The organism is Ramlibacter sp. MMS24-I3-19, assembly GCF_050320135.1.
GTDB lineage: Bacteria > Pseudomonadota > Gammaproteobacteria > Burkholderiales > Burkholderiaceae_C > Ramlibacter.
In genome coordinates this window covers 4358919-4385646 of the sequence record NZ_CP190017.1, presented here as the reverse complement: position 1 = coordinate 4385646, position 26728 = coordinate 4358919, and the positions used below count along the sequence as shown (strand labels likewise).

Below are 26728 nucleotides of genomic sequence, written 5' to 3'. Positions count from 1 at the left end.
GGGTGTGCCGGTCAGAAGCTGCGGGCCGAGCTCGGCCCGGATGCGGTGCCGGTGAAGCGGACCGGCGTGCCTTCGCGCAGCGTGCCCACGTTGCCGCGGATCACCGTGGCGCCTTCGGCGATGCCATCGACGCCGACCCAGGTCTCCGCGTCGGCGTCGCCGCGGGCGCCGGGCGTCACGGGCTTGTGCACGACCTTGCCGTCTTCAACCACCTGCACGTACGGCGCGGGCTTGTCGGTGCGCACGGCGTTCAGCGGCACGGCGACGGCCGTCCCGCTGCCGGTGGCCAGCTGCCCCTGCGCGAACAGGCCCTGTCGCAAGCCGGCGGCATCGGACAGTGCCAGGTAGGCCAGCACGCTGCGGCTGCCTGCCTGGGCACTCGGGTTGATGCGCACGACGCGGGCGGACACGGGCTTGGGCAGCCCCTCCACCTGCAGCTGCGCTTGCTGGCCCACGCGCACCTGCACCGAATCGGCCGCGCTCAGCGTGGCCTCCAGCTCGAGCCGGCCGAGGTCCACGATCTCGACCACCTTGCTGTCGATGGACACGCGTTCGCCTGGCTGCGCGAGGCGCTGGGACACCACGCCGGCGATCGGCGCGCGCAGCACGGTGTCGTCCACCGTCTTGCGCGCCACGTCGGCGGCTGCGACTGCAGCCTGGTGCGTGGCCTTGGCCGCGTTCAGGTTGTTCAGCGAGGTGTCCAGCGCGGACTTCGAGATGAAGCCCTGGTCGACCAGCGCCTTGTTGTTCTCCCACTGCCGCTGGGCGATGTCGATCTGCGCCCTGGCCGATTCGGCCTGCTGCTGCGCCTGGCGCAGCCGCGACTGCGATTCGGTCGGGTCGATGCGTGCGATGACCTGGCCGGCGGTGACCACGTCACCCTCGCGAACGGTGAGTCCCTGCAGTTCGCCGGCCACGCGCGCCTTGACCACCGCGCTATTGACCGCGCGCAGCGAGCCCGAGACCGGCACGCCGGTGGTGAGTTCGCGCTTGGCGGCGCGCAACACGTCGGTCGTGGCCAGTTCCACGACAGCCTCGGCCTTGGCGGTGGACTGCGCCGCTCCGCGCGCCTTGCGCGTCGTCACCACGCGGCCTGCCATGAGTGCCACGAGAAGCAGCACGACCGCCACGACGATCCAGGTGCGGCGGCGGGTCATCGCTTCGCCTCCCGGGTGCTGCGGGCGCACAGGCCGGAGAGCAGGTTCTCCACCTGCACGTCGACGTAGCGCTCCGGATCGAGCACGTAGTCCTGCGGCGAGCAGGCGCCCAGCGAGTGCTTCATCATGATCAGGAACACCATCGGCGCCACCAGCGAGTAGGTGCTGATCTCGATGTCCAGCGGACGGAACTCGCCGCTGTCCACGCCACGCTGGAGGATGCGGCGGATCAGCGCCGACGCCGGCTGGATCACCTCCTGCTGGTAGAAGGCGGCCAGCTCGGGGAAATTGCGCGCCTCGCTGATCATCAGCTTGGTGATGCCCGAAGCCCGCGTCAGCGCTATGCGCTCCAGCCAAGCACGCATGCAGTGGCGCACCATGTCGGCCGACGAGCCCTGGAAGGCGTCGAACTCCTTGTTCCACTCCGCGAAACGGCCCGAGATGTTCTCGCGCACGACGGCCTTGAACAGCTCCTCCTTGGTCGGGAAGTACAGGAAGAGGGTGCCCTTGGAGACGCCGGCGCGGGCGGCGACTTCTTCCGAGCGGGTGGCGGCAAAGCCCTTTTCCACGAACAGGTCGAGCGCCGCGTCGAGCAACTGGCCCGGGCGGGCTTCCTTGCGCCGCTCGCGCCGGCCCGTCTGCACTTCGGTCGTGGGGGACTTGCCGACGATGAGTCTGGACAGCGACATCGAGGGCGTGGATGGTTAATGACTGACTGGTTAGTAATGTAGCGGCGCAGAGGGACGTACGTCAAGGCCGGTGCCGGCGCACGCGGCGCTCATCCGGGCTGGACGAGGCGCGCAACGGCTTCGCGGATCACAAGGCGGGAGAGCGTCAATCCATCGGTGGACGGCATCCACTCGAGCAGCGGGCGCACCTGGGGCGACGGCAAGCCGGTGGGCGCGGGGACCACCTGGAACCCGGCCTGTTCGAATTCGTCGGCGGCCCGCGGCATGTGCCAGCTGTGCGTGACCAGCGCGATGCGCCGGACACCGTCCCGGCCCAGCAGGTCCCGCATGCGCTGCGCGTTCTCGTGCGTGTCGCGCGAGGCTGCGTCCACCCAGCGCGGCACGAGCCCGTAGTCCTGCGCGAGCAGCCAGCGGGCGGCCTCGTCTTCCGGCGGGATGCTGCCGCGCACGGACGCCCATCCGACCCCGCCCGAGAAGGCCAGCGGCTTGCCGGTGCGGCGCGCCAGCCAGGCTGCATAACGCAGTCGCGCCGCCGAGTAGGAATTCGGCTGCGGCGCGCCGTACTCCGGCGCGTCGCGCAGCACGCCGCCTCCCAGCACGACGATCGCCTGCACGCCCGCCAGCCGCTCGGGAGTGACAGCGGGAACCTGCGGCAGCAACGCCGCGGCGAGTGCGGTCGCCACCCAGTGGCAGCTGAGGAGCCAGAGCATGCAGGTGCCGATGCCCGCCAGCACCACGCCCGCCATCCGCCGGCGCAAGACGACCAGCGCCAGTCCAAGGCCGATGAGGATCAGCAGGATCGCGGGCGGCAACGCCAGCGAGGAGAGGATCGGCTTCAACACGCCAGGCAACATGGTCCGATGCTAACCAGCGCTGTCGAGCCCACCTGCGGGACTACAGTGGCGGATTTGCGGAGCGAACATGGGCGAACTGCAGACCATCGTGCTGGGGGGCGGCTGCTTCTGGTGCACCGAAGCCGTCTACGTCAACGTGCGCGGCGTGACCGATGTCGAATCCGGCTATGCCAACGGCACGCTGGACAACCCCAGCTACGAGCAGGTGTGCACCGGCCGCACGGGCCACAACGAAGTGGTGAAGCTCACCTACGACCCGGCGCAGATCAGCACGCGGCAGGTCCTGGAGATCTTCTTCGTGATCCACGATCCCACCACGCTCAACCGGCAAGGCAACGACGTGGGCACGCAGTACCGCAGCGGCATCTACTACACGACCGACGAGCAGAAGCGCGAGGCCGAAGCCATCGTGCGCGAGCTCGGCAACGACAAGACGTATGGCGGCAAGGCCATCGTCACCGAGGTGCAGCCGCTGCGCAGCTACTTCCCGGCCGAGGAGTACCACCAGGACTTCTTCGCCAAGAACCCGACCCAGGGCTACTGCATGGCGGTGGCCGCGCCCAAGGTCGCCAAGTTCAGGAAGACGTTCGCGTCGCTGTCGAAGGGCTGACCACCGCCTGCCGTCCGGCGAAGCGTCGCACCAGCAGGCCCAGCACGGCCATCGTGCAGACCACGACCGCGCCGGAAGGCAGGTCGAACAGCGCCGACAGCGCCAGCCCGACGGCATAGCTCACGGCCCCCAGCGCCAGCGCGATGCCGATGCGGCGCCCGCGCGGACGCACCGCCGACGTCGCGAGAGCCGGCACGATCAGGCTGGAGAACACCAGGTACACGCCCACCAGCTGCACGGACGCGGTGACGGCCACGGCGAACACGCCGTAGAAGCCGAAGCGGCCGAACCGCCGCATGCCGCCGGCCCACATCCAGAACATCAGCAGCGCGGTCACTGCTGCGAGCACGCCCAGTTGCGGCGGCGTGACCCACAGGATCTGTCCCACCAGCAGGTCCTGCAGGTGCTCGCCGCCATGCGGGTTGCGGGCCAGCGCCAGGATGCCGACGCTGGAGGCCAGCACGAACAGCACGCCGATGAAGGCTTCGTGCTGCTGCGCCGCCTGGCGCTCGGTCCAGGTGAGGAGCGCGGCGCCCAGGAGCGCGGACGTCACGGCCGCGAGCTGCACGCCCCAGCCTTGCTCGGCGATGCCCATGCCATGCGCCAGGATCACGCCCAGGCCCGCCACCTGCGCGATCGCGAGGTCGACGAACACGATGCCGCGATCGAGCACGTCCATGCCCAGCGGCACGTGCGTGAGGAGCACCAGCAGGCCGGCGACCAGCGCCGGCCAGAGGATGGTCCAGTCGAGGGCGTGCCAGCTCATTTCTGCGCCGCCGCCGCGAGCAGGCGTCCGACGATGTCGTCGAACAGGCCGTTCAGGTCGCCAGCCTTGTCGCTGCCGCCGACGGTGAACGGGATCATCACGACCGGGATGCCGGCGTTGCGCCCCAGCCATTCCGAAGGCCGGCTGTCCTGGTAGGACGAGTACAGCACCATCCGCGCCGGCGTCGCCTTCAGCTGCGACAGCACTTCCTGCAGGTGCGAGGCGCTCGGCTCCACGCCGGGCTTGGGCTCGAGCACCGCGACTTCCTTCAGCCCCAGCCAGTCGTACAGGTACGCATAGGCCTTGTGCTGCGACACCACCGGCAGCCCGCGAAGCGGCGCGGCCTGCGTCGACCAGCGCGCGATGGCCTGCTGCCACTTCTGGGTGAAGGCCGCCGAGCGTTGCGCGTACTCCGCGCCGTGCGCCGCATCGAGCTGCTGCAGGCGCGCAGCCAGCGCCGGCGCGACGGTGGCGATGTTGCGCGGATCGAGCTGGATGTGCGGATTGCCAGCGGCGTGCACGTCGCCCGCGGCGCGATCGAGCGTGGTTGGCACTTCCAGCTTGCGCACCTGGTCGGCGGCCGCGAAGTTGCCGGGCTGCCCCGGCTGGATCTTCGCGTTGCCGGATTGCTGCAGCAGCACCGGCAGCCAGCCGATCTCCAGCTCGGCACCGGTGCACGCAACGAGGTCGGCATTGCGCATGCGCGCGATCAGGCTGGGTCGGGCCTGGATCTGGTGCGGGTCCTGCCCGGCGGTGGTTGCGACCGTGACGTCGACGAGATTGCCGCCGAGCTCTTTCGCCAGCGCGCCCCATTCGGGCTCGCAGGCGAAGACACGCAGGGCCGCTTGCGCGGGAACGCTGGCCGCGAACGACAGCGCGGCGACGAGGAGAAGTTTGCGAATGGACATGAGTGATTCCTGTCAGAAGCTGTGTGCGCCGTGCGCACCGAGGCTCATGAGGTATTGCAGCCAGAGCTGGTTGTCCGGGCCGCCAGGGCGCGACGCGTCGCGCGCGAGTTGCAGCCGCACGCGCGAGAACTCGCTCGGGCTCCAGTCCAGCATCAGGCTGTTGCGGCGCGCGACGCCTTCGTCGGGCGCGAGGGAGGCGGTGCTGCCGCCGAACGTGGGCAGGCCGCCATCCATCCGCTCGGTGCGCAGGCCCACGCGCCAGCGCGGCATGAACTGGTAGATGCCCTGCAGGTACCAGCCGCTCTGCACGGCGCGGTAAGCACCGGCGAGTGCGGCGCCCGTGGCGTCGGCCACCAGCGTGCCCTCGCGCGTTCCCCGCAGGTATTCGCCCTGCAGCTTGAAGTTGGTGCGCGTGGCATTGCCATTGGGGGCCCACTTCCACACGCCATCGGCGATCCACACGCGCGTGGTGCCGGTGAACGCGTTGGTGACTGGTGTCCCTGCCGCATCGAGCGCATCCAGCGCCTGGTCCGACGCCCGTGCGCGCAGCAGCGACAGGCCGGCGCGCCAGCTCTGGCTCTCGCCGATGTCGCCGCCGGTGTGCGCGATCAGCGCGCCGGAGCCGGCGCCATTGCCGCCGGCGCCGTTGCCGGGATAGGACCGGCCGCGGCCGAGCTCGCCGCGCAGTTCGAAGAACTGGTCGGTGGGCGCGAGCCACGCCACCTGCACGCCGTCGTCGCCGACCTGGTTGCCCAGCATCGCCTGGTACGCGAGCGGTGCATCGACGAAGTCCCAGGTGTGCGGATGCTGCGGGTTGAGGTAGCCGATGCCCGAGAGGAAGCGGCCGGCCTTCAGCGTAAAGCCGCTGCCCAGCGAGGTGGTCTGCACGTAGGCCTCCTCGACCGACACCGAGTTGTCCGGATGGAAGGCGATGTTGGCGACACCGCTGAACCAGGGATCGATGTTGGCCGAGAGGCCGAGCTCGGACTGGACCAGGCTGAAGCCGCGCGGGCCCGGGCCGATCTCGGCGTCGGGCGGCAGCGGCACGTTGCGGATGCGAAAGCCTTGCGGATCGCGCGAGGTGCGCGTGTACAGGCCCGAGAGGATCAGCGAGACCGCCGGGTTGAAGCCGGTGCCTGCAGTGGCGGTGCCGGGTGCCGCGCTGCCCACCGGCATCGGCGGCGCGGGCAACGCAGCCTGCGCCGGAGCTGGCTGCACGCCCGGCGCGGGCGCGGCGGCCTTGGCCTCCGCGGCCTGCAGCCGCGCCTCGAGGGCCTGCAGGCGCTGTTCATAGCTGCTGCGCAGCGTGGCGATCTCGTCGCGCAACGCCTTCAGGTCCGCGGCGTCGTCGGCGAACGCCAGGCAGGGCACCGCGGCCAGCAGGGCCAGCCCGGCACGGAACGGAAATGGCATGGAAGCTCCTTGCTCGAAACGTCGATGACGCCCCGCACGCGGTTGCGCGCGGAGCCGATGTAACGGTCAGGCGAAGGACGCTGGAGGGCCGCGGCTCGTGGGACGACGCGGAGCCGCAGGCGCATCGGGCGCGAGCGGGGCGTCGGGCGACGCGCCGCTGCCATCGAGCGCCGCCAGCCAGCCCGCGGGGCCGCTTGGCGCGCCGCCGGTGGCGACGGCGGCCGCGATGGGACACACAGGGCAATGCTGCAGGTGATTCGCTGGCTCCGAGCGGCCTGCGGCATCCGCCGCATGCGTGAGCGCATGGGCTGCGCTGGCCCATTGCGCGACGGGCAGCAGCAATGCGAAGCACAGCAGCCACCGTAGGTGGCGGCGGGCGACGTGGAGCAGCGTGCTGCGGAGCATGGCGAGGGCGGTTATCGTAGCTCGCAAGTGCATGGTCCCGCGCCGGCAAGGCTGACGACGCGGGAGACTTGACCTTCCCGCGATGGCAAGGTGGACCATGCACACCGTTCAAGACAGGAGAGGTTCCCATGCATGAATTCAAGCTGCCCGCGATGAGCTGCGGCCATTGCGTCCAGGCCGTGACCGAAGCGGCGAAGGAAGTCGATCCGCAGGCGCGTGTCGAGGTCGATCTGGCGCGCAAGGAGGCGCGCGTGGAGTCGGCGCAGCCGCGCGAGAAGTTCGCCGACGCGCTGGCCGAAGCGGGCTACGCGCCGGCCTGAAGCAGCGGCCGCACGGCCGCTGCGATGTCGGGCAGCACGTCCACCGCGTTGCTCGCGTCCGGCACGGTGTTGCAGGTGAGCACCTGGCTGGCACCGGCGTCCAGCAGCAGCCGCCGCGCCTCCGGCGCGAACAGGGCATGGACGCCGACGCAAAGCGGCGCGGCACCGAAAGCCGATCGCACGTGCCGCACCGCCTCGGCCATGGTGTGGCCGCTGGAGATGATGTCGTCCACCAGCACCGGCTGCCGGCCTTCGGCCAGTCCCGGCTCGGGGAGGCTGATCTCGACGTGCCGATCGCCCAGGCGCGTCTTCGTGAGCACCTGCGACGGGCAGCCCACGCGCCGCGCGACGTCGCCGGCCCATTGCTCGCTCTCGCTGTCGGGTCCGATCACGACGGGTCGCGTCACGTTGGCCTGCAACCAGCGCGCGATCGCCGGCGCGCTGGGCACCACCACGGAGGGGATGCTGTAGACGATGTCCAGCGTCGGGTAGCGGTGCAGGTGCGGGTCCACCGTCACCAGCCAGTCGAACGCCTGCGAGACGAAGCGGCCGAAGCTGCGAGAGGTGACCGCCTCGCCGTCGCGGAAGCGCGCGTCCTGCCGCATGTAGGGCAGGTAGGGCGCGACGAGGCCGATGCGGCGGGCGCCCATTTCGCGCGCCGTGTCGGCCACGTACCAGAGGCCCAGGGCCAGCGGATCGGGATCGCGCAGCGCGCCGACCACGACCACGTCGCAGTCGCTGACGTCCGACGCGATGCGGTAGTACGACTCGCCGTCTGGGAAGCGGCGGAATTCCAGGGAGCCGGCGGTTGCGTCGAGCAACTGGGCGAGCGAGGCAGCCTGCGCTTCAGCGCCCGGCAGCGGCAACACCACCACGCTCATTCGGCAACCTCCGTGCTGTGCACTGCGGTGTTCGACTTGGGAGCGGCCCGGCGTCTCACGGCGCCAGCCTCTCGCGCACCCATCCCGTGCCTTGCGCCGTGTAGCGCAGCCGGTCGTGCAGCCGGCTCTTGCGGCCCTGCCAGAACTGCCATTCGTGCGGCACCAGGCGATAGCCGCCCCAGTGCGGCGGACGCGGCGGGTTCAGCAGGAACTGGGCGCTGTACTTCGCAGCGTTGGCCACCAGCACCGAGCGGCCGGTGATCACCTCGCTCTGCGGGCTGGCCCAGGCGCCGATGCGCGAGTCGAGCGGGCGGCCGGCGAAGTAGGCGTCACTCTCGGCGGCGCTGGTCTTCTCGACGCGGCCCTCGATGCGCACCACGCGCTCGAGCTCGACCCAGTGGAACTGCAGCGCGGCGAACGGATTGCCGGCCAGCTCGCGGCCCTTGCGGCTGTCGTAGTTGGTGTACCAGACGATGCCGCGCTCGTCGTAGCCCTTGACGAGCACGATGCGCGTGCTGGGCCGCAGGTCGCTCGCCACGGTGGCCAGCGTCATCGCGTTCGGCTCGGGGACCTCGGCGGCGATGGCCTCGGTGAGCCACTGGTCGAACTGCCGCAGCGGGTCGGCGTGGCTCGCTTCCTCGCTCAGTTCGGCACGCTCGTAGCTCTTGCGCAGGTCGGCGATCCGGCTGGACGTGGTGCTCATCGCGCGGATTGTCGCAGCGGGCTCGCGGCCACGGGTCCGGTCTCAAGCTGAGAACTTCTGCAATGGCTCAGGGTTAACCCGCTGAGTTTTTGGCGCACGCGCCCTAGGCTCGACAGCGGCGGGGCATCCGGGTGCATCTGGCCGGTCGCGTCCCCCGAACGAACCACGACATCAAGGAGAACCAATGGCTGTCGACTTCAACCTCAATGGCAAGGCCGTGTCGGCCACCGCCGAACCGGACACCCCGCTGCTGTGGGTGATCCGGGACGAGCTGGGCCTGACCGGCACCAAGTTCGGCTGCGGCCAGGCCCTGTGCGGCGCCTGCACCGTTCACCTGAACGGCAACGCGATCCGTTCGTGCCAGACGCCCCTGTCGTCGGTGCAGGGCCAGCGGGTGAGCACCATCGAGAGCCTGCCGGCGAACAACACGCATCCGCTGCAGGTTGCCTGGATCAAGCACGACGTGCCGCAGTGCGGCTACTGCCAGTCCGGCCAGCTGATGAGCGCCGCGGCCCTGCTGGCCAGCAACAAGAACCCGAGCGATGCCGACATCGACGCGGCCATGAGCGGCAACATCTGCCGCTGCGGCACCTACGGGCGCATCAAGGCGGCCATCAAGGACGCCGCCAGCATGCTGCGCAACGCCTGACCGGAGGAACGCCATGACCATCTCCACCGACACCTCGCGCCGCGACTTCCTCAAGACCGCCGCCGTCGCTTCCGGCGGGCTGCTGCTGGGCGTGTCCGTGCCCGGCCTGCTGCCGGCGCACGCGGCCGGCACCATGCACACGCCGAATGCGTGGGTGCACATCGCCGACGACAACACGATCACCCTGATTTCCGCCCGCTCCGAGATGGGCCAGGGTGTCTATACCTCGATGCCGATGCTCATCGCCGAGGAGCTCGGTGTCGACCTGCAGAAGGTCCGCGTGGCCATCGCGCCGCCGGACACCAAGGCCTACGGCAATGCGCTGCTGGGCGGCCCGCAGCTCACGGGCGGTTCCACCTCGGTGCGCGACGGCTGGGACAAGCTGCGCGTCGCCGGTGCCCAGGTGCGCGAGATGCTCGTCTCCGCCGCCGCCGCGCGCTGGAACGTGGATCGCAGCAAGGTCAAGCCGGGGAATGGCTTCGTCACCGGGCCGGGCGGACGCAAGGCGACGTTCGGCGAACTCGCCGCGGCCGCGTCCACCATGCCGGTGCCCGAGAAGCCGGCCCTGAAGGACCCGAAGGACTTCCGCATCGTCGGCAAGCGCACGCGCCGGCTCGACACGCCCGCCAAGACGAACGGCACCGCGCAGTTCGGCATCGACGTCAAGCTGCCCGGCATGGTGTACGCCGCGCTGGAGCAGTCGCCCGTGATCGGCGGCACCGTCAAGAGCTTCGACGCGGGCAAGGCCAAGGGGATGCCGGGCGTCATCGACGTGGTGCAGATCCCCGACGGCGTGGCCGTCGTGGCCGACAGCTGGTGGCGCGCCAACCAGGCCCGCAAGGCGCTGTCCATCCAGTGGGACGATGGCCCCGGCGCCGCCATCGACAACGCGTCGATGGTGGAAGGCATCCGCGCCGCCGCGAAGAGCGGCAAGCCGCTGCCGCTGAAGTCGGCGGGCGATCCCGACGCCGTGATCAACGCTTCGCAGCGCGTGGTGCGCCGCGAGTACGTCAGCCAGCTGCTGTCGCACTCGCCGATGGAGCCGATGAACTTCACCGCGTCGTGGAAGGACGGCAAGGTGATGCTGATCGGCCCGACGCAATGGCAAGACGGCGCGCAGGGTTCGGTGGCCAAGGCGCTGGGCATCAAGCCGGAAGACGTCTCGCTGCAGACCACGTTCCTGGGCGGCGGCTTCGGCCGGCGCATCGACGGCGACTTCATCGTCCAGGCGGCGCAGATCTCGAAGGCGGTGAACAAGCCCGTCAAGCTGGTCTGGTCGCGCGAGGACGACATGACGCACGACTTCTACCGGCCGATGGCGGTGCACAACCTCGCCGCCGCGCTGGGACCGGACGGCAAGCCCACCGCCATGACGTTCCGCCTGACCTCGCAGTCCATCACCGGCCGCGTGTTCGGGCTGCCCGCCGAGGTGCAGGATCCGCTGATGACCGAGGCAGCCCTGGCGCCCTACAGCATCCCCGCGTTCCGGCACGACGTGGTCAAGCACGATGCCGGCCTGCGTGTGGGTTACTGGCGCTCGGTCAGCCACCTGCTCAATGCCTTCGCGAACGAAAGCTTCGTCGACGAACTGGCGAAGGAAGCGGGCCAGGACCCGTACGCGTACCGCATGGCGCTGGTGGCCGACAAGCCGCGCTTCGCCAACGTGCTGAGGCTGGCCGCCGACAAGGCCGGCTGGGGCAAGCCGCTGCCCGCGGGCCGCGCGCGCGGCATCGCGCTGATGGAGGGCTACGACACCTACATGGCGCAGGTCGCGGAGATCAGCCTCGACAAGGACGGCGCCGTGCAGGTGCACCGCGTCACGGTCGCTGCCGACCTCGGCCGGATGGTCAACCCCGACACGGTGGAAGCCCAGATCCAGTCCGGCATCGTGTTCGGCATGGGACCGGCGCTGATGCAGGAGATCACGCTGGAGAAGGGGCGCGTGCAGCAGACCAACTTCCACCAGTTCCCGGTGGTGCGCATGCACCAGGCGCCGCGCATCGACATCGTGCTGGTCGACAGCACCCACAAGCCCGGCGGCATCGGCGAACCCGCGACAGCGGTGGTCGTGCCCGCGATCGCCAATGCGGTGGCCGCGCTCACCGGCAAGCGGCTGCGCAAGCTGCCGATGACGGCCGACGCGATCCGCACCGCCGCGGCCTGACGGCAGCCGGGCAGCACCGCACCATGACGCCGGCCAACTCCAGGGGCGGGGATGTCGTGGTGCTGGTGCTCGCCTCGGGCCGGGGCGAGCGCTTCATCGCGTCGGGCGGCAGCGGCTCCAAGCTGCAGGCCCTGCTGGACGGCAAGCCGGTGCTCACGCACACCATCGAGGCCGTTCGTGCCAGCGGCCTGCGCTGGCATGTCGAGGATGCGGGGCATCCGGGCATGGGCGATTCCATCGCGGCCGGCGTGCGTGCCACGCGCGACGCGGCGGGCTGGCTGGTGCTGCCCGGCGACCTGCCGCTGGTGCGGCCGGAGACCTTGCAGCTCGTGGCGCAGGCATTGGCCACGCACGAGGTCGTCGTGCCGACATTCGAAAACCAGCGCGGCCACCCCGTTGGCTTTTCTGCGGCCTGCGGCGGAGAACTCGCTGCATTGACGGGGCCCAAGGGCGCGGCTTCGGTGGTGCGCGCCCATCCGGTGATGGAACTGCCGGTCGCGGACCGCGGCATCGTGGTCGATATCGACACCGTCGACGCCTTGGCGGACGCCGAACGCTGGTTGCGCGGGCCGCGCTGAGCGGCGCAGGCTTCCTCAGCCGCGCGCGATCTTCAGCAGCCGCTCGAGGTGCCGATCGCGGATGTTGTGCCGCGTCAGTTCCTCCAGCGTGCGCGCCGCGTAGTCGAGCGTGGTGCCGTACTTGCCGCAGGCATCGCTGAAGATGCGGCGGTACTGCTCCTCGCTGAGCACGCCGGTGTGGTTGGGGCTCTTGCGCGAGAGCGTGAAGGCGAGCGCCTGGACGTTGCCGTGCGGCGTCTGGCAGGTGAGCCAGCGCGGGTCGTACACGGCCATCGCCATCTCGCGCGCCCACAGGCGGGTGAGGACCTCCGCGCCCTCGGCCCTGGGAATGCGGAATGCCATGCCGTGGCAGCTGCCGCCCGAGAGCAGGCCGAACACGAGGCCGGGGCACTCGGGCGTGCCGCGGTTGATGCGGCTCCACATCTTCAGTGCGCGGTGCCAGCCCTGCACCTTGGCCGGGCGGCGCTCGGCGTAGTCGAACTCCGGGCGCCAGATCAGCGAGCCATAGCCGAACACCCAGAGGTCCTGGTGCCCGCCCCATTCGATGAACGCCTTCTCCAGCATCGCTGCGGGATCGCGCAGGGGCTTGAGGGGCATGTCCATGGATGAACTGTAGCGGCGCGAAGGCCGGCACTCGTCACGGGTCGTGACCGCGCCACCAGCGCAGCCATCGCGTCCGGGTAGGATGCCCGATTCCCATCGTTTCGCAGCAACACCATGCCCCTGAATTCCGTGGTGGCCCGCGTCACCGACCGCATCCGCGAGCGCAGTGCATCGGGCCGCAGCCGCTACCTGCAGCTGGTCGACCAGATGGCGGCGCGCGACCGCGGCAGCGACCGGCTCGGATGTGCCAATGTGGCCCATGCATTCGCCGCGCTGCCCGCCAGCGACAAGTTCAAGGTGGTGGCCGAACGGGTGCCCAACCTGGCCATCGTCAATGCCTACAACGACATGCTGTCGGCCCATGCGCCGTACGCGCGCTATCCCGACGTGATCAAGGACGAGGCGCAGCGGAACGGTGCCATGGCCCAGGTGGCCGGCGGCGTGCCCGCGATGTGCGACGGCGTCACCCAGGGCACGCCGGCGATGGACCTGTCGCTGTTCTCGCGCGATGTGATCGCGATGGCCACCGCCGTCTCGCTGAGCCACGACGTGTTCGATGGCGCGCTGATGCTGGGCATCTGCGACAAGATCGTCCCGGGCCTGCTGATCGGTGCGCTGCACTTCGGCCACCTGCCCACCGTGTTCGTCCCTGGCGGGCCGATGCCCAGCGGGCTGTCGAACAGCGAGAAGGCCAAGGTGCGCGAGCTGGCGGCGCAGGGCAAGGTCGGCCGTGCCGAGCTGCTGGAGGCCGAGGAGAAGGCCTACCACTCGCCGGGCACCTGCACTTTCTACGGAACGGCCAACAGCAACCAGATGCTGATGGAGGCGATGGGCCTGCACGTGCCGGGCGCGGCCTTCATCAATCCGGGCAACGAACTGCGCGCGGAGCTCACGCGGGAAGCTGTGCGCACGCTGCTGGGCAACGTCAAGGCGCGGCGCTTCACGCCGATCGGCCGCCAGGTCGATGAGCGCTGCATCGTCAACGCGATGGCGGCGCTGCTGGCCACGGGCGGCTCGACCAACCACCTGATCCACTGGGTGGCGGTCGCGCGCTCGGCCGGCATCACCATCGATTGGGACGATTTCGCCGAGCTGTCGTCGGTGGTGCCGCTGCTGGCCCGCGTGTATCCGAACGGGCAGGCCGACGTGAACCAGTTCCAGGCCGCGGGCGGCCCGGGTTTCGTCATCCGGGAGCTGCTCGATGCGGGGCTGATGCACGAGGACGTGCTCACGGTGCGCGAGGGCGGCTTGCGCGAGTACACGCGGCTGCCCACGTTCGAGGGCGGGCTGCACTGGACGCCGATCGGGGCCTCGAAGGACTCCGGCGTGGTGCGGCCGGCTTCCGAGCCGTTCAGCCGAACGGGCGGCCTGAAGCTGCTGACGGGCAACCTCGGCCGCAGCGTGATCAAGGTGTCGGCCGTGCCCGACGACCGCCACGTGATCGAGGCGCCGGCGCGGATCTTCGACACCCAGGAGGCGCTGCAGAGGGCGTTCCAGGCGGGCGAGCTGGAGGAGGCCTGCCGCACCAACGGCGCCAATGGCCTGGTGTGCGTGGTGCGCTGGCAGGGGCCGCAGGCCAACGGCATGCCGGAGCTGCACAAGCTGACGCCGTCGCTGTCGGTGCTGCAGGGCAAGGGCTACCGCGTGGCGCTGGTCACGGACGGGCGCATGAGCGGTGCGTCGGGCAAGGTGCCGGCCGCGATTCACGTGTCGCCCGAAGCGGCGGCCGGTGGACCGCTCGCGCTGCTGCAGGACGGCGACGTGGTGCGCCTCGACGCCGTCGAGGGTCGACTGCAGGCGCTGGTGCCGCACGACCAGTGGATCCGGCGCGAGCCGGCGCGCATGCCCGCGGCGCAGCGCGAGAGCGATGGCATGGGTCTGGGCCGCGAGCTGTTCGCGGCCTTCCGCCGCAATGCGGCCGAGGCAGAGGAGGGAGCCGTCACATGGCAGTGAAACAGGGGGCGCAGCTCACGTCGCTGGACGTGATGCGCGATGCGGCGGTCATTCCGGTGATCGTGCTCGAGGACGTGCGGCACGCCGTGCCATTGGCGCGTGCGCTGGTCGCGGGCGGCATCCGGATGCTGGAGGTCACGCTGCGCACGCCCGCAGCGCTCGCGTGCATCGAGGCCATCGCGAACGAGGTGCCCGGCGCCGTCGCGGGTGCCGGCACGGTGCGCAGTGCGGCCGACGTGCAGGCCGCGGCCAAGGCCGGCGCGAGGTTCGCCGTCAGCCCGGGCTACACGCGCGCGGTCGGCGAGGCCTGCAGCGATCGCGGATTGCCGTTGCTGCCCGGCGTGGCCACCGGCAGCGAGGTCATGGCCGCGCTGGAAGGCGGCTACACCGAGCTGAAGTTCTTCCCGGCCCAGCAGGCCGGCGGCACGGCCATGCTCAAGGCTTTCCACGGCCCGTTCCATGACGTGCGGTTCTGTCCCACGGGCGGCGTGAGCGCCGCGAATGCGCGCGAGTACCTGGCGTTGCCCAACGTGGTGTGCGTCGGCGGGTCGTGGCTCACGCCGGCGGATGCCGTGAAGGCCGGCGACTGGGAGCGCATCACCGCCCTCGCGCGCGAGGCAGCGGCACTGCGCAAGCCCTGAGCGCAGGTCTCGCCTGCGTTAGCCTTGCGCCATGACCGTTCCCAATCTCTCCCGCAACTTCTCCAATCCGGGCGGCGTGCAGCCGGCGCGCCAGCCGTTGCCGCCCGATGCCCGGCCGGAGGTCTTCCTGCAGGACATCTCCGCCGTGCCCGAGCAGCGCTGGGTGCCGCAGGCCGACAACGTGGCGTTCCTGCCGCTGTGTTTCGGCGTGACCCAGGGCTACTACGTCAACCTGCTGCGCGTGCGCAAGTCGGGCGTCCTGTCCTGCCATCGGCACTTCGGCGCCGTGCATGCGCACGTGATCAAGGGTCGCTGGTTCTACCTGGAGCATGACTGGGTGGCGACCGAGAACTCCTTCGTCATGGAGGCTCCGGGCGAGACCCACACGCTGGTGGTGCCCGACGACGTGCCGGAGATGGTCACCTGGTTCCACGTCACGGCCGGCTACGTGTACTTCGACGGTGACCGCATCACGGGCTACGAGGACGTGTTCACCAAGCTGCAGCGGGCGCGCGAGCACTACGAGGAACAGCGGCTCGACCAGGCCGAGCTGGATCGCATGGTGCGCTGATCCGCTTCCGCTAGCGCCGCGCGAACAGCGGCTGCTCGAAGTGCGCCACGCGCGTGTCGCGTCCCGCGATGCACACCTCGCGGAATTGGTACAGCACCGCCGCCGTGGGTGCCGCGATCCAGCCGTCGCCGACCGGCATGCGCAGCACGGGCCGTGCCGGATCCTCCGAGGCCTCGAGTAGCGGCGCATCGGCGCGCATGAACTCGGACACCGGAATGCGGTGGATGCTCGCGACCTCGGCGGCGTTGGGCGCCAGCTGTCTGGCCTCGCCGGCCCAGACGACCACCGGCGTGATCACGAAGCCCGAATGCGTGGCGTAGTCGTCCAGCAGGCCGAGCACCGCGTCGGAGGGCAGCAGCAGCCCGACTTCCTCGGCCAGTTCGCGAAGCGCGGCCTGCTGTGGTGACTCGCCGTCATCCACGCGGCCGCCGGGCAGGGCCCATTGGCCGGGATGGTTGCCCAGCGTCTTCGCACGCCGCGTGAGGATCAGCGCGGCCTGGCCGCTCCACTCGCCGGGCGTCGCGACACCGGCGAGTTGCGCGCCGGTGCCTTCCTCGCACAGGGCCACCGCGACGGCTGCATGGCGGTGCTCGCCATGGACCGCGCGCTGCACGGGCCAGCGGGCGAGTTGGCGGGCGACGGTTTCGCGCAGCGCAGTGTCCAGCAGCATCGGCCCATTGTTGCAGGGCGATGCCGCGCGGGCTGTCTACTTCGGCTGCTCGTTGCCGTAGGTCTTGGCCAGGTAGTCGACGATGTCCGGCATGTCGGCCTCGTTGACCGGCGCCCGGAAGACCGCCTTCATGCGCTTGACCATGGCGTCCCAGTACGGGCGCCCGGCCGTGGGCGGCTGGTACTGCATGTATTCGGCCGAATGGCAGGCGACGCACTGGGCCTGCGCCTTGGCGTAGCCGGGGAGGGCGCTCGGCTTGAGCTGCACGGGGTCGGGCGGCAGGACGATGGTCTTGACGACCGCGTGCGACGCGCCGCCCGCTGCGAGCGAGGCGACCAGCAGTCCGACCCGGACCAGTGTGTGGATGCGCATGGCGGGCTCCTTCACGCGGCAGTGATCCTGACCGACTCGACGACGTTGCGCATGTAGCCCGCCGGCTGCCACAGAGCCTGCATCGGCTGGCTCTGCCCCGAGCGGTTCCAGGCGCGCACGCGCAGGTCGTGCATGCCCGGCGGGGGCACCAGGCCGAACGTGAATTCACGGAACGAGTAGCGCCCCAGGTCCTGCCCCAGCGTCGCTTCGCGCCAGGTCTGCCCGCCGTCGGCAGACCAGGCCACCTCCCGGATGCCCTGCCCGCCGTCGAAGGCGATGCCCCGCACCGCGAGCGGCTGGCCTGCCCGCACCTGCGCACCGTCGGCGACCGACGTGATGAAGGAGCGCACCGTGAAGCGGCCGATGGGCCGCGTGGCGGCCGGCGTGGTGCCCGGCTCGATGCACGCGCAGTCGTTGTCCGGCACGCGGTACGCCGGGTTCATCCAGAAGCCATCGAAGGTGGTGTCGATCACGTTGATGGCCGACAGGTGCTTGACCCAATAGGTGCCGTAGTAGCCGGGGACGACCAGCCGCACCGGGAAGCCGTTGAGCACGGGCAGGTCCGTCCCGTTCATCTGGTACGCGAGCATCACCTCGCCATCCATCGCATGACGCACCTCGAGCGCCTTGACGAAGTCGCCGCCGCCGAACACGCCCTGGTCGAGCCCGTCGAAGGTGACCTGCTTCGCGGATGGCTTGAGCTCGGCCCGCGCGAGCACGTCCTTCAGCGGCACGCCGGTCCAGCGCGCGTTGCCCATCGCGCCGTTGGCGAGCTGGCCGCCGGTGACGCGCGGGTTGAACAGCCCCCGGCTGTTGCCCGAACACTGGTTGACCGCCACCAGCTCCACCGGGCTGAACTGCGTGCGCAGCTCCTGCATGGTCAGCGTGAATGGCTTGGCGCAGGCGTTGCCCCCGATCGCGATGGTGTGCCGGTCGCCGTCGATGGTGGTCGGGATGCCGGCGTTGTGGTAGCGCACGAAGAACGCGTCGTTGGGCGTGATCGGCCCCTGGTCGAAGACATCGAACGGCGTCTCCAGCTGTGGCGGGCGCGTGGTCAGCACGATGAGCGGCCGCTTCTCGGGGAAGGCCACCAGGCTGCGGCGGCCGTTGGCCATCGGCAGGTCCACCGTCGCGGACTGCGCCAGGGCGCGGGCCGGGATGAGACCCGCGCCGGCGGCCGAGAGGCCCGCCGCTGCCACCAGGCGCCGCCGGAAGCCGTCGATGGAGCGCGAATCGGGCATGGGCACCTCCGGAGGAAAGCGGCCAGTGTCGGCGCGCGGTGACCGGCGCGGGCTCGGGATAACCCGGTTCAGCGTCGCGCCGCGCGGCCCAGGTGCGTGCCGCTGTCGAGGAGCAGCAGTTCACCGGTGACGGTGCGCGCGCCGTCGACCAGCCACACGATGGCCTCTGCCACGTCCTCCGGCGTGCAGGCGCGGCCCAGCGGCACGTCGGCCTCGTAGGCGGCGCGCACCTTGTCGTAGGCCGCCTCGCCCATGCCGCGCGAGAACCAGCGCGAGGTGATGAGCCCCGGGCAGACGGCATTCACGCGAATGTCCGGCGCGAGCGCGCGGGCCAGGTGCAGCGTCATGGCGTTCAGCGCGCCCTTGGAGGCGATGTAGGGCACCGACGAGCCGATGCCCAGCGAGCCTGCGACGGAGGAGACGTTGACGATGCAGCCCTGCACCGCCTGCAGGTGCGGCACCGCGGCACGGACCATCTGGAAGGTGCCGACGGTGTTCACGCCCAGGATCTTCTGGAATGCCGTGGCATCGAGTGCATCCCAGCTGGCCGCCTGGCCGAACACCGACACGCCCGCGTTGTTGACCAACGCGTCGAGGCGGCCCCAGCGGGCCACGGTTGCATCGACGAGCGCGCGGCACTGCGCGTCGTCGGCCACGTCGGCCTGCTGCAGCAGCACGTCGGCACCGGCGTCGCGGCAGGCGGCGGCGGACTGCTGGGCCTCGTCGGCGCTGCGCGAATAGTTGATCACCACGTTCCAGCCGCGCTGGGCCAGCTGCAGCGCGGTGGCGGCACCGACGCCGGTGCCCGAGCCGGTGACGAGGGCGGTCTTGCGTTGCGCCATGCGGGTGCCTCCTGCGGTGGAAGCGGCGAGTGTAGGAGCAGCCGGCGGTGCTAGCCCGGCTCGCGGCGCGGAATGGCGGCCAGGTCCCATTCGCCGGTGCGCTGGTCGAGGCGCACGACGTAGGGTCCCTCGGCGGTGTCCACCTTCCACCAGCGCATGCCGGTGCCCCACCAGCGATCCAGGATGGCAAGGACGCCGACCCGTCGCCCGCCGAACCACAGGGCGGAGGGCTCCGGATCGCCGGCGTGTCCCGGCGTGCAGTCGACGCGCAGTGCCATGGAGCGCACGAGTGTGCCTTGGCGCTGGACGCCTTGCAGCGCGCGGCGCACCATGCGCTGGGCCGTTGCAGCGTCACAACTCGCAGAGTCGACGGCTGAGCTGGACATTACAATGTTATTACCCTGACCTTCCACGCCATGCCCAATCCGCCCGCCCGCTTCACCTTCCTGCTGGACCCCGAGCTGAAGCAGGCATTCGAGAAGCTCTGCGCCTCCCAGGACATCACCGCGTCGCAGATGATGCGGCAGTTGATCAAGGCACATCTGGCGGCGCACGGGCAGCTGCAGCCGCAGGCCCGGCGCCGCGCCGTCAAGCAGGGTTGAGGCGCGCCACCCGGTCCGACAGATCGTGCTCCGATTAGAATCGGACGCACATCCGAGGTGCCCGTGGCCATCCAGCTCAAGACCGCCCGCCTGACCGTCCTTCTCGACCCGTCGAAGAAGCTGGCGTTCGAGCGTGCGTGCCGCGAGGGCGACATGACGCCATCGCAGGTGTTGCGCCACCTGATCCGTGATTACGTGCAGGCCAGCGAGATGAAGGTGCGGCCGGCGACGCCCACGCGCCGCGAGCCGGCGCCTGCGAAGCGCGTCGCACGCCACGGCTGACGCAAGGCGCCCGCCCCGGCGCGGGCTCAGGGCGCGGCGTGGAACCGCGGTGGCAACCTGCCCACGAGCCAGTGCAGCACCAGCGGAACCAGGACGAAGTCGTCCACCAGGCCCAGCGGTGGAATCGCGAAGTTGAACGGCGACAGCGCGTACACCCCGAGCATCAGCGTGGCCGGCAGCAGCCAGCCTGGCCGGGCCGGCGAACGCAACGCCAGCCACAGGATCCGCAAGTCGCTGCGGCTCACCCGCCACAGCAGCACGAGAAGTCGTCGCATCACACATCCTCCAGGACAGCAGGCGCTCAGGTGGCGCGCAACATCGCCGATTCAAGCGCGGCGGCAGATCCGCTCGCAACAATCCGTGTGCGGCCTCCCGCACAATCGCGGCCCCGCCTCGAAGCCCAAGTTCCCATGCCCGTTGCATCCGACCAAGACCTGATCCTGCGCCCCGGTGAATTGCGCGACGCCGAGACGATCGCTGCCTTCAATCGCGCGATGGCGCTCGAGACCGAGGGCCGCGGCCTGCAGCCCGAGCGCTCGCTCGCAGGCGCGCAGCGGCTGCTGCGCGATCCGGCGCTGGGCTTCTATCTCGTGGCCGAACGCGACGGCGCCGTGGTGGGCAGCCTGATGGTGACCTACGAATGGAGCGACTGGCGCAACGGCCATTTCTGGTGGATCCAGAGCGTGTACGTGGTGCCGGAGGCGCGGCGCACCGGCGTGTTCCGCGCCCTCTACCGCCATGTGACCGAGATGGTGCAAAGAGATGCGACCGTCTGCGGGCTGCGGCTGTACGTGGAGACGTCGAACGAGCGGGCCCAGGCCACGTATGCATCCCTCGGGATGGCGCGCACCCACTACTTGGTCTACGAGGAGGAGCGGCCGGGGGCCGACTTCTTCGCCTAGCGCGCCCCTGGATGGGGCGGCTTGCCTGGACTTGGTGCCCTAGGGTTTGCCCTGAGCTTCAAAGGCTCGGCGCCGACGGTTGGTGGCACGTTTAACGTGCCTGAAACTTTATACTCGTCGGTTGTCCTGCGCTGCACGACAGTGACTGGATGGCCAGCTTCGCTTTATCCGGCGGAGCCACTCTCTTCGCGTTCACTAAGGAATCATTTTGCGGTCCGTTTCCCTGCGCATCCTCGTAGCCGCCGCGACGCTGGCTATCTCCACCCTCGGTGCCCCCATCGCTCACGCGCAAGCGCAGACGGCACCCACCGCCCCCGCCGCGAGCGCCGCGCCTGCCGCAGACGGCGCCTCGGCCGCCGCACCTGCCGCCGTGGCTCCGGCCTCGCACCCGGCCGCCGCCAAGAGCGGTGAGGCCCTCGACAATCCCTACGGCATCGAAGCGCTCTGGAAGGGCTCGGACGTCATCGCCCGCTCGGTGCTGATCCTGCTGGCCATCATGTCCGCCGGCAGCTGGTACATCCTCGTGGTCAAGCTGCTCGAGCAGACCAAGATGGCGCGTGCGGCCCGCACCGCGCAGGCCCGCTTCTGGCAGGCCGGCTCGCTGCGCGACGGCGTCGCCGCGCTGGAGAAGAACAGCGCCTACCGATTCATCGCCGATTCCGGCGTGAGCGCCACCGACGATCATGCGGGCCTGAAGAAGCACATCCCGCTGGAAGACTGGATCTCCATGAACGTGCAGGGCGCCGTCGACCGCGTCCAGGCCAGCACCCAGAAGGGCCTGGCGTTCCTGGCCACCGTGGGTTCTACCTCTCCCTTCGTCGGCCTGTTCGGCACGGTGTGGGGCATCTATCACGCGCTCACCGCCATCGGCATCTCGGGCCAGGCGTCCATCGACAAGGTGGCCGGCCCGGTGGGCGAGGCGCTGATCATGACCGCCATCGGCCTTGCTGTGGCCATTCCCGCGGTGCTGGCCTACAACTGGCTCGCACGGCGCAACAAGGCCATCATGGACGAAGTGCGCGAGTTCGGCGGCGAGCTGAACGCCGTGATCGTCGGTTCCGCAGGCCGCGCCTGACCGCCGGCCTCTAAGGGAGCATTCCCATGGCCATGGCAGTTGGCTCGTCCGACGAGGGCGAGGACGCAGTCATTTCCGCCATCAACACCACGCCCCTCGTGGACGTGATGCTGGTGCTGCTGATCATCTTCCTGATCACGATCCCGGTGGTCACGACCTCCGTCCCGGTGCAGCTCCCCAAGGAGCGCGTCGAGATCCGGGAGACCAAGCCCGAAAACATCGTGATCTCGGTCGATACCGCGGGCAACGTGTACTGGTACGACACGCGCGTGAGCGACGTGGAGAACCTGGTGGCGCGCCTGAAGAAGGTGTCCACCATGAAGCCGCAACCCGAGGTGCAGATCCGCGGCGACAAGGACGGCAAGTACAACGGCGTCGGCAAGGTGCTGTACGCGTGCCAGCGCGCGGGCATCGCCAAGGTGGCGTTCATCACCGAACCTCCCCCGCTGGGTGGCTGACGGAGGGCACGACATGCAACGCAAGAAATCGCCCTCGCGCAACCTGCGCATGGTGCACGCCGATCCGGAACCGATGATGGACATCAACACCACGCCGCTGATCGACGTGATGCTGGTGCTCCTGGTGATGCTGATCATCACCATTCCGATCCAGCTGCACGCGGTGAACCTGGAGCTGCCCGTGGGCACGCCGCCCACCAGCAACATCAAGCCGGAGAAGGTGCAGATCGACATCGACGACAAGAGCGTCGTCTACTGGCAGGGCCTGCCCGTCACGGCGGCCGAGCTCGACCAGAAGATGCAGGAGCTCTCGACACTGCCGGCGCCGCCGGAGATCCACGTGCGTCCCAACAAGGACTGCTCGTACGCGGTGTTCGCCAATGTGCTGTCGACCACCAAGCGCAAGGGCCTGAACAAGGTGGCCGTCATCGGAAGCGAGCAGTTCGTCCAATGACCACCGCCACCGTCCACGACCGGCGCCGCTATGGCGCCACCGACCCCAAGCGCCGCACGATCGGCTGGATCATCGTTGCCCTGCTGCACGTGCTGATCGCGTGGGCCCTCATCACGGGAACCGCGCGCAAGGGCCTCGAGTTGATCAAGAAGCCGATGGAAGCGGCGGTGATCCAGGAGGTGAACATTCCTCCTCCGCCGCCGCCTCCGCCGCCGCCGAAGAAGATCGAGCAGCCCAAGCAGATCGAGCAGCCGAAGGCGCCGCCGCCACCGTTCATCCCGCCCCCCGAAGTGGCTCCGCCCACCACGAGCGCGCCGGTGATCGAGTCGGTGCCGGCACCGCCGCCGGCCCCGCCCGTGATCGCGCCCCCGCCGCCGCCTGCCGCTCCCCCGGGACCGGTGCGCGGCGAGATGGGTGTCGTGTGCCCGCAGCAGGCCAAGCCCGAGATGCCGCGCCAGGCGCTCCGCGAAGGCACCGAAGGCGTGGTCGTCGCGCAGGCGCTGATCCGCGATGGCCAGGTGCGCGAGGTCACCATCCTCTCGGGACCGCGGGTGTTCCACAGCGCGGTGCGCACCGCGATGATGCAGTACCGCTGCGTGAGCGGCCCTGGCGACGTGCTCGCGACGCAGGAATTCGCCTTCAAGGTGGAATGAACTCCGGCGCCTCGCAACGGGGCGCCGCACCTATCGAGCGCGCCCCGTTTGCGGGCGCGCCTTTGCTTCCTTTCGAACGCCCCTTCCAAGGGGCGTTCGCGCTGGTTTTTCCCTCTGAAAAACCCCTGACGTATTTGGACAACACGACGGGCAGGAAAGGGTGAAAACCCAAGTGACCGATTGACACAGCTGTGTCACAGTTTTGAGTGGGAGGCGGAGTGTTCGGCACAACTGCACTCGGCCCACCAAAAAAGGCGAGCGCCTGTAGCACGCAGGCGAATCGAATCAGTCAACGGTCTGGAGTCAACATGAGAAGCGACACCACGGTGTTCCGTCGGACACAGGTTGCGCGCGCTGTCATCACGGCGCTTTGCGGCACTGCATCCCTGTTCATCGCGCAGGAAACCCTTGCGCAGAACCAACAAAACCTGCAACGCGTCGAGGTCACGGGCTCGAACATCAAGCGGTCCGACAGCGAGACGGCATCGCCGGTCCAGGTGATCACGCGCGACCAGATCGAGCGCACCGGCAAGACCACCATCGCCGACGTCCTGCTGTCGCTGCCGTTCAGCAACAACGGCAGCGTGCCCCTCACGTTCGCCAACGGCTTCGCGGCCGGCGGCTCCGGCGTGTCCATGCGTGGCCTCGGCGCCAACGCCACGCTGGTCCTGATCAACGGCCGCCGCATCGCCCCGTACGGCCTGGCCGACGACGGCCAGCGCAACTTCGCCGACCTCAGCTCCATTCCGCTGGACCTGGTCGAGCGCGTCGAAGTGCTGAAGGACGGCGCCTCCGCCATCTACGGTTCCGACGCACTCGCCGGCGTGGTGAACATCATCCTGCGCAAGGAGTTCAACGGCTTCGCTGCATCGGGCACCGCCGGCGTCTCGCGCTACGGCGACGACAAGACCCGTCGTGCCTCGCTCACCGGCGGTGTCACCCGCGGTGATTTCAGCGGCTACCTGAACCTCGAACTGAGCCACCAGGACGAACTGCGCCAGACCGATCGCACCGGCAAGCGCAGCTTCATCGGCCAGGCCGACCTGCGCAGCACGCTGGGCTACAACCCGCTGACCACCGGTCTGACCCAAACCCGCGGCTACGCCGGTTCATCCCCGACTGCGACTCCCAGCGCCAGCCCCAGCGGCTGGGCTCGTGCAGCCGACGGCCCGTTCGGTGCCGCCACTGCGGGCGTGCCCTGGGCCCAGCTCAATGGCGGAAACTGCGTTCCGGCACGTACGCCGGTGCCCTCCGTCGGCCGTGCCGGCTGCCTGTGGAACCTCTTCGACTACGAAGACATCATCCCGAAGGAAGACAAGGTCAACCTGTTCGGCCGCGGCTCGCTGCGCCTGAACGGCGACCATGAGGCCTACATCGAAGCGGGCGTCTTCAACTCGAAGGTCAACACGCGGTTCACGCCGTCGTCGGTGTCCAGCACCTGGGTGAACCCGGCCACCAATGGCGTGGTGAGCAACACCAACATCACCATGGACCCGGGCCATCCGGACAACCCCTATCCGGGCAGCTACTCGCGCCTGCGCTACGTGACCGCCGACCTGGGCGGCCGCAACAGCGAGTACAACACCACGACCTCGCGCTTCCTGGCCGGCCTGAAGGGCACCGTGGCCTCGTGGGACTACGACACCGGCCTGCTGTACACCGAGAGCGACACCAAGGTGAAGCAGACCGGCTACATCCGCAACAGCGTCCTGCAGTCTGCGCTCAACGACGGCACCCCCTACGGCTACTACCGCCTGGGCACGAACGCCGGCCTGAATTCGCCGGCCCTGCTGGCGGCCCTGTCGCCTGAGCTGGACAACAAGACCAAGACCTCCGTCACGTCGATCGACGCGCGTGTCTCCAAGGAACTCGGCAAGCTGTCCGGCGGCGCCCTCGGCCTCGCGATCGGCGGCGAACTGCGCCAGGAAAAGCTGAACAGCCCGCCGGTGCCGTTCACCAACGTGGGCGACATCGTGGGCCTGGGCTACTCGTCGTTCAAGCAGTCGCGCAAGGTCAGCGCCGTGTTCGCCGAACTGGTGGCGCCCGTCACCAGGACGGTCGAACTGAGCGCGGCAGCCCGCTACGACCGTTACTCGGATTCCGACTCGGTCGTGACCCCGAAGGTGGGCATCAAGTGGCAAGCGCTCAACCCGCTGCTGCTGCGTGCTTCGTACGCTGAAGGGTTCCGCGCTCCGGGCGCCGCCGAAAGCGGCAACAGCTCGGTGTCGGCCTTCACGTCGACCGTGGACCCGGTGCGCTGCCCTGGCGGCAACCCGCTGCCTGGCGCGACGCCGGCCGACTGCGGCACGGGCACGAACACCTCGGTGTTCAGCGTGGGCAACAAGGCGATCAAGCCCGAGAAGTCGCAGAGCTGGAACCTCGGTTTCCTGCTGGAGCCGTCGCGCAACTTCAACGTGGCCGTCGACTTCTGGCAGATCACCCGCAAGAACGAGATCGTCGGCGCCGATGCGCAGGCCGTCCTGAACAACCCGACGGGCTACCCCGGTGCGACGATCGTGCGTGATCCGGGCACCGAGATCGCCGGCCCGGGCACGGGCGCGCTGCTGTCGGTGTCGGCTCCGTACGAGAACGGTCCCAAGACGGTCACCAACGGCTTCGACATCGACATGCGGGTCCGCCAGCCGGATGCGATGCCGAATGGCGTGCGCCTCACCGGTGGCATGACGCTGTCGTTCCTGAACCGCTTCCGCCGCACGCTGCCGGATGGCACGGTCCTGAACTACGCCGGCACGTACGGCCCGACCGCGCTCTCCAGCTCGGCCGGCATGCCGCGTGGCCGTGGGTCGGTGGACATGACGGCTGCGGCGGGTCCGTGGTCCGTCACGGGTCGCCTGAACTACACCAGCGGCATCCGCGTGATCGAGTCGCGTGAAGATCCGACCTGCCTGGCCAGCGACAACAACGGCGACGACTTCAACACGAAGTGCCGCGTGCCTGCGTTCGTCACGTTCGATCTGTTCGGCTCCTACAAGCTGAACAAGAACCTCGAGCTCACCGGCTCGGTGCTGAACGTGTTCGACCGCGTCGCCGCCTTCGACCCGCAGTCGAACTATGGCCAGACCTTCTACAGCCCGAGCTACAGCCTGTCCGGCGTGGTCGGCCGCTACTACCAGGTCGGCGTGAAGTACCGCTTCCAGTGATCGGACGGCTGCTTCGGCAGCCTTCCAACCGGAGCCTGAAAAGCCCGCTGCTCGCGCAGCGGGCTTTTTTCATTGGGGCGCTCTTCGCGCCGGAGCGACGGTCGTTGTCATGCCGGGCTCGACCCGGCATCCAGCGACGGCGCCTTCAATG

At 69.6% G+C, this 26728-nt stretch carries 32 protein-coding genes; 16 read left to right on the top strand and 16 right to left on the bottom strand.

The features are described 5' to 3' along the window. Window positions 1–11: 11 nt before the first annotated feature. The 3 genes from ACPWT1_RS21720 to ACPWT1_RS21710 all read right to left on the bottom strand — a co-directional run bounded on the left by ACPWT1_RS21720 (window position 12) and on the right by ACPWT1_RS21710 (window position 2700). Window positions 12–1157 (bottom strand): efflux RND transporter periplasmic adaptor subunit, encoded by a 1146-nt coding sequence (locus ACPWT1_RS21720; RefSeq protein ID WP_427913206.1) that lies wholly within the window; start codon window positions 1155–1157, stop codon window positions 12–14. Next, window positions 1154–1846: a TetR/AcrR family transcriptional regulator gene (locus tag ACPWT1_RS21715; protein ID WP_427913205.1), complete on the bottom strand. Its 693-nt coding sequence runs from the start codon at window positions 1844–1846 to the stop codon at window positions 1154–1156. Before ACPWT1_RS21715 ends, ACPWT1_RS21720 begins: the two co-directional genes overlap by 4 nt. An 89-nt stretch (window positions 1847–1935) precedes the next feature. Continuing rightward, a complete protein-coding gene (locus tag ACPWT1_RS21710) occupies window positions 1936–2700 on the bottom strand; it encodes a YdcF family protein (protein WP_427913204.1) in 765 nt (254 codons plus the stop codon). A 67-nt stretch (window positions 2701–2767) separates the two neighbouring features. Between ACPWT1_RS21710 and msrA the strand changes: the two genes are divergently transcribed. Further along, window positions 2768–3310: a peptide-methionine (S)-S-oxide reductase MsrA gene (gene msrA / locus ACPWT1_RS21705; protein ID WP_427913203.1), complete on the top strand. Its 543-nt coding sequence runs from the start codon at window positions 2768–2770 to the stop codon at window positions 3308–3310. On the opposite strand, the gene ACPWT1_RS21700 is transcribed toward msrA, so the two are convergent. The 4 genes from ACPWT1_RS21700 to ACPWT1_RS21685 all read right to left on the bottom strand — a co-directional run bounded on the left by ACPWT1_RS21700 (window position 3276) and on the right by ACPWT1_RS21685 (window position 6802). Then, window positions 3276–4076 (bottom strand): metal ABC transporter permease, encoded by an 801-nt coding sequence (locus ACPWT1_RS21700; RefSeq protein WP_427913202.1) that lies wholly within the window; start codon window positions 4074–4076, stop codon window positions 3276–3278. The two genes, msrA and ACPWT1_RS21700, sit on opposite strands and share 35 nt — an antisense overlap. Then, on the bottom strand, window positions 4073–4984 hold the full coding sequence (locus ACPWT1_RS21695) for a metal ABC transporter substrate-binding protein (RefSeq protein WP_427913201.1): 912 nt from the start codon (window positions 4982–4984) through the stop codon (window positions 4073–4075). The genes ACPWT1_RS21700 and ACPWT1_RS21695 overlap by 4 nt, the downstream gene beginning before the upstream one ends. Window positions 4985–4996: 12 nt before the next feature. After that, window positions 4997–6397, bottom strand: a complete 1401-nt coding sequence (locus ACPWT1_RS21690) for a hypothetical protein (RefSeq protein WP_427913200.1) — start codon at window positions 6395–6397, stop codon at window positions 4997–4999. A gap of 66 nt (window positions 6398–6463) precedes the next feature. After that, a complete protein-coding gene (locus ACPWT1_RS21685) occupies window positions 6464–6802 on the bottom strand; it encodes a hypothetical protein (protein WP_427913199.1) in 339 nt (112 codons plus the stop codon). A 128-nt stretch (window positions 6803–6930) separates the two neighbouring features. Here ACPWT1_RS21685 and ACPWT1_RS21680 point away from each other — a divergent pair, with 128 nt between their 5' ends. Continuing rightward, a complete protein-coding gene (locus ACPWT1_RS21680; RefSeq protein ID WP_427913198.1) occupies window positions 6931–7122 on the top strand; it encodes a heavy-metal-associated domain-containing protein in 192 nt (63 codons plus the stop codon). Here the strand turns inward: ACPWT1_RS21680 and ACPWT1_RS21675 are convergent. Together ACPWT1_RS21675 and pdxH are read right to left on the bottom strand one after the other, a co-directional pair. Beyond that, window positions 7107–8003, bottom strand: a complete 897-nt coding sequence (locus ACPWT1_RS21675) for a ribose-phosphate diphosphokinase (RefSeq protein WP_427913197.1) — start codon at window positions 8001–8003, stop codon at window positions 7107–7109. The genes ACPWT1_RS21680 and ACPWT1_RS21675 overlap by 16 nt on opposite strands. 55 nt (window positions 8004–8058) lie before the next feature. After that, window positions 8059–8706 carry a pyridoxamine 5'-phosphate oxidase gene (gene pdxH, locus ACPWT1_RS21670; protein WP_427913196.1) on the bottom strand — a complete coding sequence of 216 codons (648 nt, stop codon included), beginning with the start codon at window positions 8704–8706 and terminating at the stop codon, window positions 8059–8061. 184 nt (window positions 8707–8890) lie between these two features. Between pdxH and ACPWT1_RS21665 the strand changes: the two genes are divergently transcribed. From ACPWT1_RS21665 to ACPWT1_RS21655, 3 genes are read left to right on the top strand one after another with little or no spacing between them, the layout of a single operon-like run. Next, window positions 8891–9355, top strand: coding sequence for a (2Fe-2S)-binding protein (locus ACPWT1_RS21665; protein WP_427913195.1), 465 nt, complete (start codon window positions 8891–8893; stop codon window positions 9353–9355). A 13-nt stretch (window positions 9356–9368) separates the two neighbouring features. Further along, window positions 9369–11519: a molybdopterin cofactor-binding domain-containing protein gene (locus ACPWT1_RS21660; protein ID WP_427913194.1), complete on the top strand. Its 2151-nt coding sequence runs from the start codon at window positions 9369–9371 to the stop codon at window positions 11517–11519. 23 nt (window positions 11520–11542) lie between these two features. After that, window positions 11543–12097 (top strand): nucleotidyltransferase family protein, encoded by a 555-nt coding sequence (locus ACPWT1_RS21655; protein ID WP_427913193.1) that lies wholly within the window; start codon window positions 11543–11545, stop codon window positions 12095–12097. Window positions 12098–12112: 15 nt separating this feature from the next. Here the strand turns inward: ACPWT1_RS21655 and ACPWT1_RS21650 are convergent, their stop codons facing one another. After that, a complete protein-coding gene (locus ACPWT1_RS21650; RefSeq protein WP_427913192.1) occupies window positions 12113–12700 on the bottom strand; it encodes a gamma-glutamylcyclotransferase in 588 nt (195 codons plus the stop codon). A 114-nt stretch (window positions 12701–12814) separates the two neighbouring features. Between ACPWT1_RS21650 and edd the strand changes: the two genes are divergently transcribed. The 3 genes from edd to ACPWT1_RS21635 are packed head-to-tail and all read left to right on the top strand — an operon-like array spanning window position 12815 to window position 15865. Then, entirely contained in the window at window positions 12815–14653 is a 1839-nt protein-coding gene (gene edd / locus ACPWT1_RS21645) for a phosphogluconate dehydratase (RefSeq protein WP_427913191.1), read from the top strand. Then, entirely contained in the window at window positions 14644–15294 is a 651-nt protein-coding gene (gene eda, locus ACPWT1_RS21640) for a bifunctional 4-hydroxy-2-oxoglutarate aldolase/2-dehydro-3-deoxy-phosphogluconate aldolase (protein ID WP_427913190.1), read from the top strand. The genes edd and eda overlap by 10 nt, the downstream gene beginning before the upstream one ends. Window positions 15295–15325: 31 nt before the next feature. Further along, window positions 15326–15865: a 2,4'-dihydroxyacetophenone dioxygenase family protein gene (locus ACPWT1_RS21635; protein WP_427913189.1), complete on the top strand. Its 540-nt coding sequence runs from the start codon at window positions 15326–15328 to the stop codon at window positions 15863–15865. 10 nt (window positions 15866–15875) lie between these two features. Here the strand turns inward: ACPWT1_RS21635 and ACPWT1_RS21630 are convergent, their stop codons facing one another. From ACPWT1_RS21630 to ACPWT1_RS21610, 5 genes are all read right to left on the bottom strand, one after another. Next, window positions 15876–16535: an NUDIX hydrolase gene (locus tag ACPWT1_RS21630; RefSeq protein ID WP_427913188.1), complete on the bottom strand. Its 660-nt coding sequence runs from the start codon at window positions 16533–16535 to the stop codon at window positions 15876–15878. A 36-nt stretch (window positions 16536–16571) separates the two neighbouring features. After that, window positions 16572–16907, bottom strand: a complete 336-nt coding sequence (locus ACPWT1_RS21625) for a cytochrome c (protein WP_427913187.1) — start codon at window positions 16905–16907, stop codon at window positions 16572–16574. An 11-nt stretch (window positions 16908–16918) separates the two neighbouring features. After that, window positions 16919–18148, bottom strand: coding sequence for a molybdopterin-dependent oxidoreductase (locus ACPWT1_RS21620; RefSeq protein ID WP_427913186.1), 1230 nt, complete (start codon window positions 18146–18148; stop codon window positions 16919–16921). Between the two features lie 68 nt (window positions 18149–18216). Beyond that, window positions 18217–18990 carry an SDR family NAD(P)-dependent oxidoreductase gene (locus ACPWT1_RS21615; protein ID WP_427913185.1) on the bottom strand — a complete coding sequence of 258 codons (774 nt, stop codon included), beginning with the start codon at window positions 18988–18990 and terminating at the stop codon, window positions 18217–18219. Between the two features lie 50 nt (window positions 18991–19040). Further along, complete coding sequence (locus ACPWT1_RS21610) at window positions 19041–19268, bottom strand: hypothetical protein (RefSeq protein WP_427913184.1); 228 nt, start codon at window positions 19266–19268, stop codon at window positions 19041–19043. A 138-nt stretch (window positions 19269–19406) separates the two neighbouring features. Here ACPWT1_RS21610 and ACPWT1_RS21605 point away from each other — a divergent pair, with 138 nt between their 5' ends. Further along, window positions 19407–19592 (top strand): ribbon-helix-helix protein, CopG family, encoded by a 186-nt coding sequence (locus ACPWT1_RS21605; protein ID WP_427913183.1) that lies wholly within the window; start codon window positions 19407–19409, stop codon window positions 19590–19592. Window positions 19593–19655: 63 nt separating this feature from the next. Beyond that, complete coding sequence (locus ACPWT1_RS21600) at window positions 19656–19874, top strand: CopG family transcriptional regulator (RefSeq protein ID WP_427913182.1); 219 nt, start codon at window positions 19656–19658, stop codon at window positions 19872–19874. Between the two features lie 26 nt (window positions 19875–19900). On the opposite strand, the gene ACPWT1_RS21595 is transcribed toward ACPWT1_RS21600, so the two are convergent. Continuing rightward, window positions 19901–20149, bottom strand: coding sequence for a hypothetical protein (locus ACPWT1_RS21595; RefSeq protein WP_427913181.1), 249 nt, complete (start codon window positions 20147–20149; stop codon window positions 19901–19903). Between the two features lie 135 nt (window positions 20150–20284). On the opposite strand from ACPWT1_RS21595, the gene ACPWT1_RS21590 reads away from it, so the two are divergent. The 6 genes from ACPWT1_RS21590 to ACPWT1_RS21565 all read left to right on the top strand — a co-directional run bounded on the left by ACPWT1_RS21590 (window position 20285) and on the right by ACPWT1_RS21565 (window position 26577). Then, window positions 20285–20776: an N-acetyltransferase family protein gene (locus tag ACPWT1_RS21590; RefSeq protein WP_427913180.1), complete on the top strand. Its 492-nt coding sequence runs from the start codon at window positions 20285–20287 to the stop codon at window positions 20774–20776. Between the two features lie 205 nt (window positions 20777–20981). Continuing rightward, entirely contained in the window at window positions 20982–21851 is an 870-nt protein-coding gene (locus ACPWT1_RS21585) for a MotA/TolQ/ExbB proton channel family protein (RefSeq protein WP_427915611.1), read from the top strand. A 26-nt stretch (window positions 21852–21877) separates the two neighbouring features. Beyond that, window positions 21878–22309 carry an ExbD/TolR family protein gene (locus ACPWT1_RS21580; RefSeq protein WP_427913179.1) on the top strand — a complete coding sequence of 144 codons (432 nt, stop codon included), beginning with the start codon at window positions 21878–21880 and terminating at the stop codon, window positions 22307–22309. A gap of 13 nt (window positions 22310–22322) precedes the next feature. After that, window positions 22323–22763 (top strand): ExbD/TolR family protein, encoded by a 441-nt coding sequence (locus tag ACPWT1_RS21575; protein ID WP_427913178.1) that lies wholly within the window; start codon window positions 22323–22325, stop codon window positions 22761–22763. Next, the gene (locus ACPWT1_RS21570; protein WP_427913177.1) at window positions 22760–23416 is read left to right on the top strand and encodes an energy transducer TonB; all 657 of its coding nucleotides are present in this window, start codon (window positions 22760–22762) and stop codon (window positions 23414–23416) included. Before ACPWT1_RS21575 ends, ACPWT1_RS21570 begins: the two co-directional genes overlap by 4 nt. 308 nt (window positions 23417–23724) lie before the next feature. Then, window positions 23725–26577 (top strand): TonB-dependent receptor, encoded by a 2853-nt coding sequence (locus ACPWT1_RS21565; protein ID WP_427913176.1) that lies wholly within the window; start codon window positions 23725–23727, stop codon window positions 26575–26577. The last annotated feature ends 151 nt before the right edge of the window (window positions 26578–26728 follow it).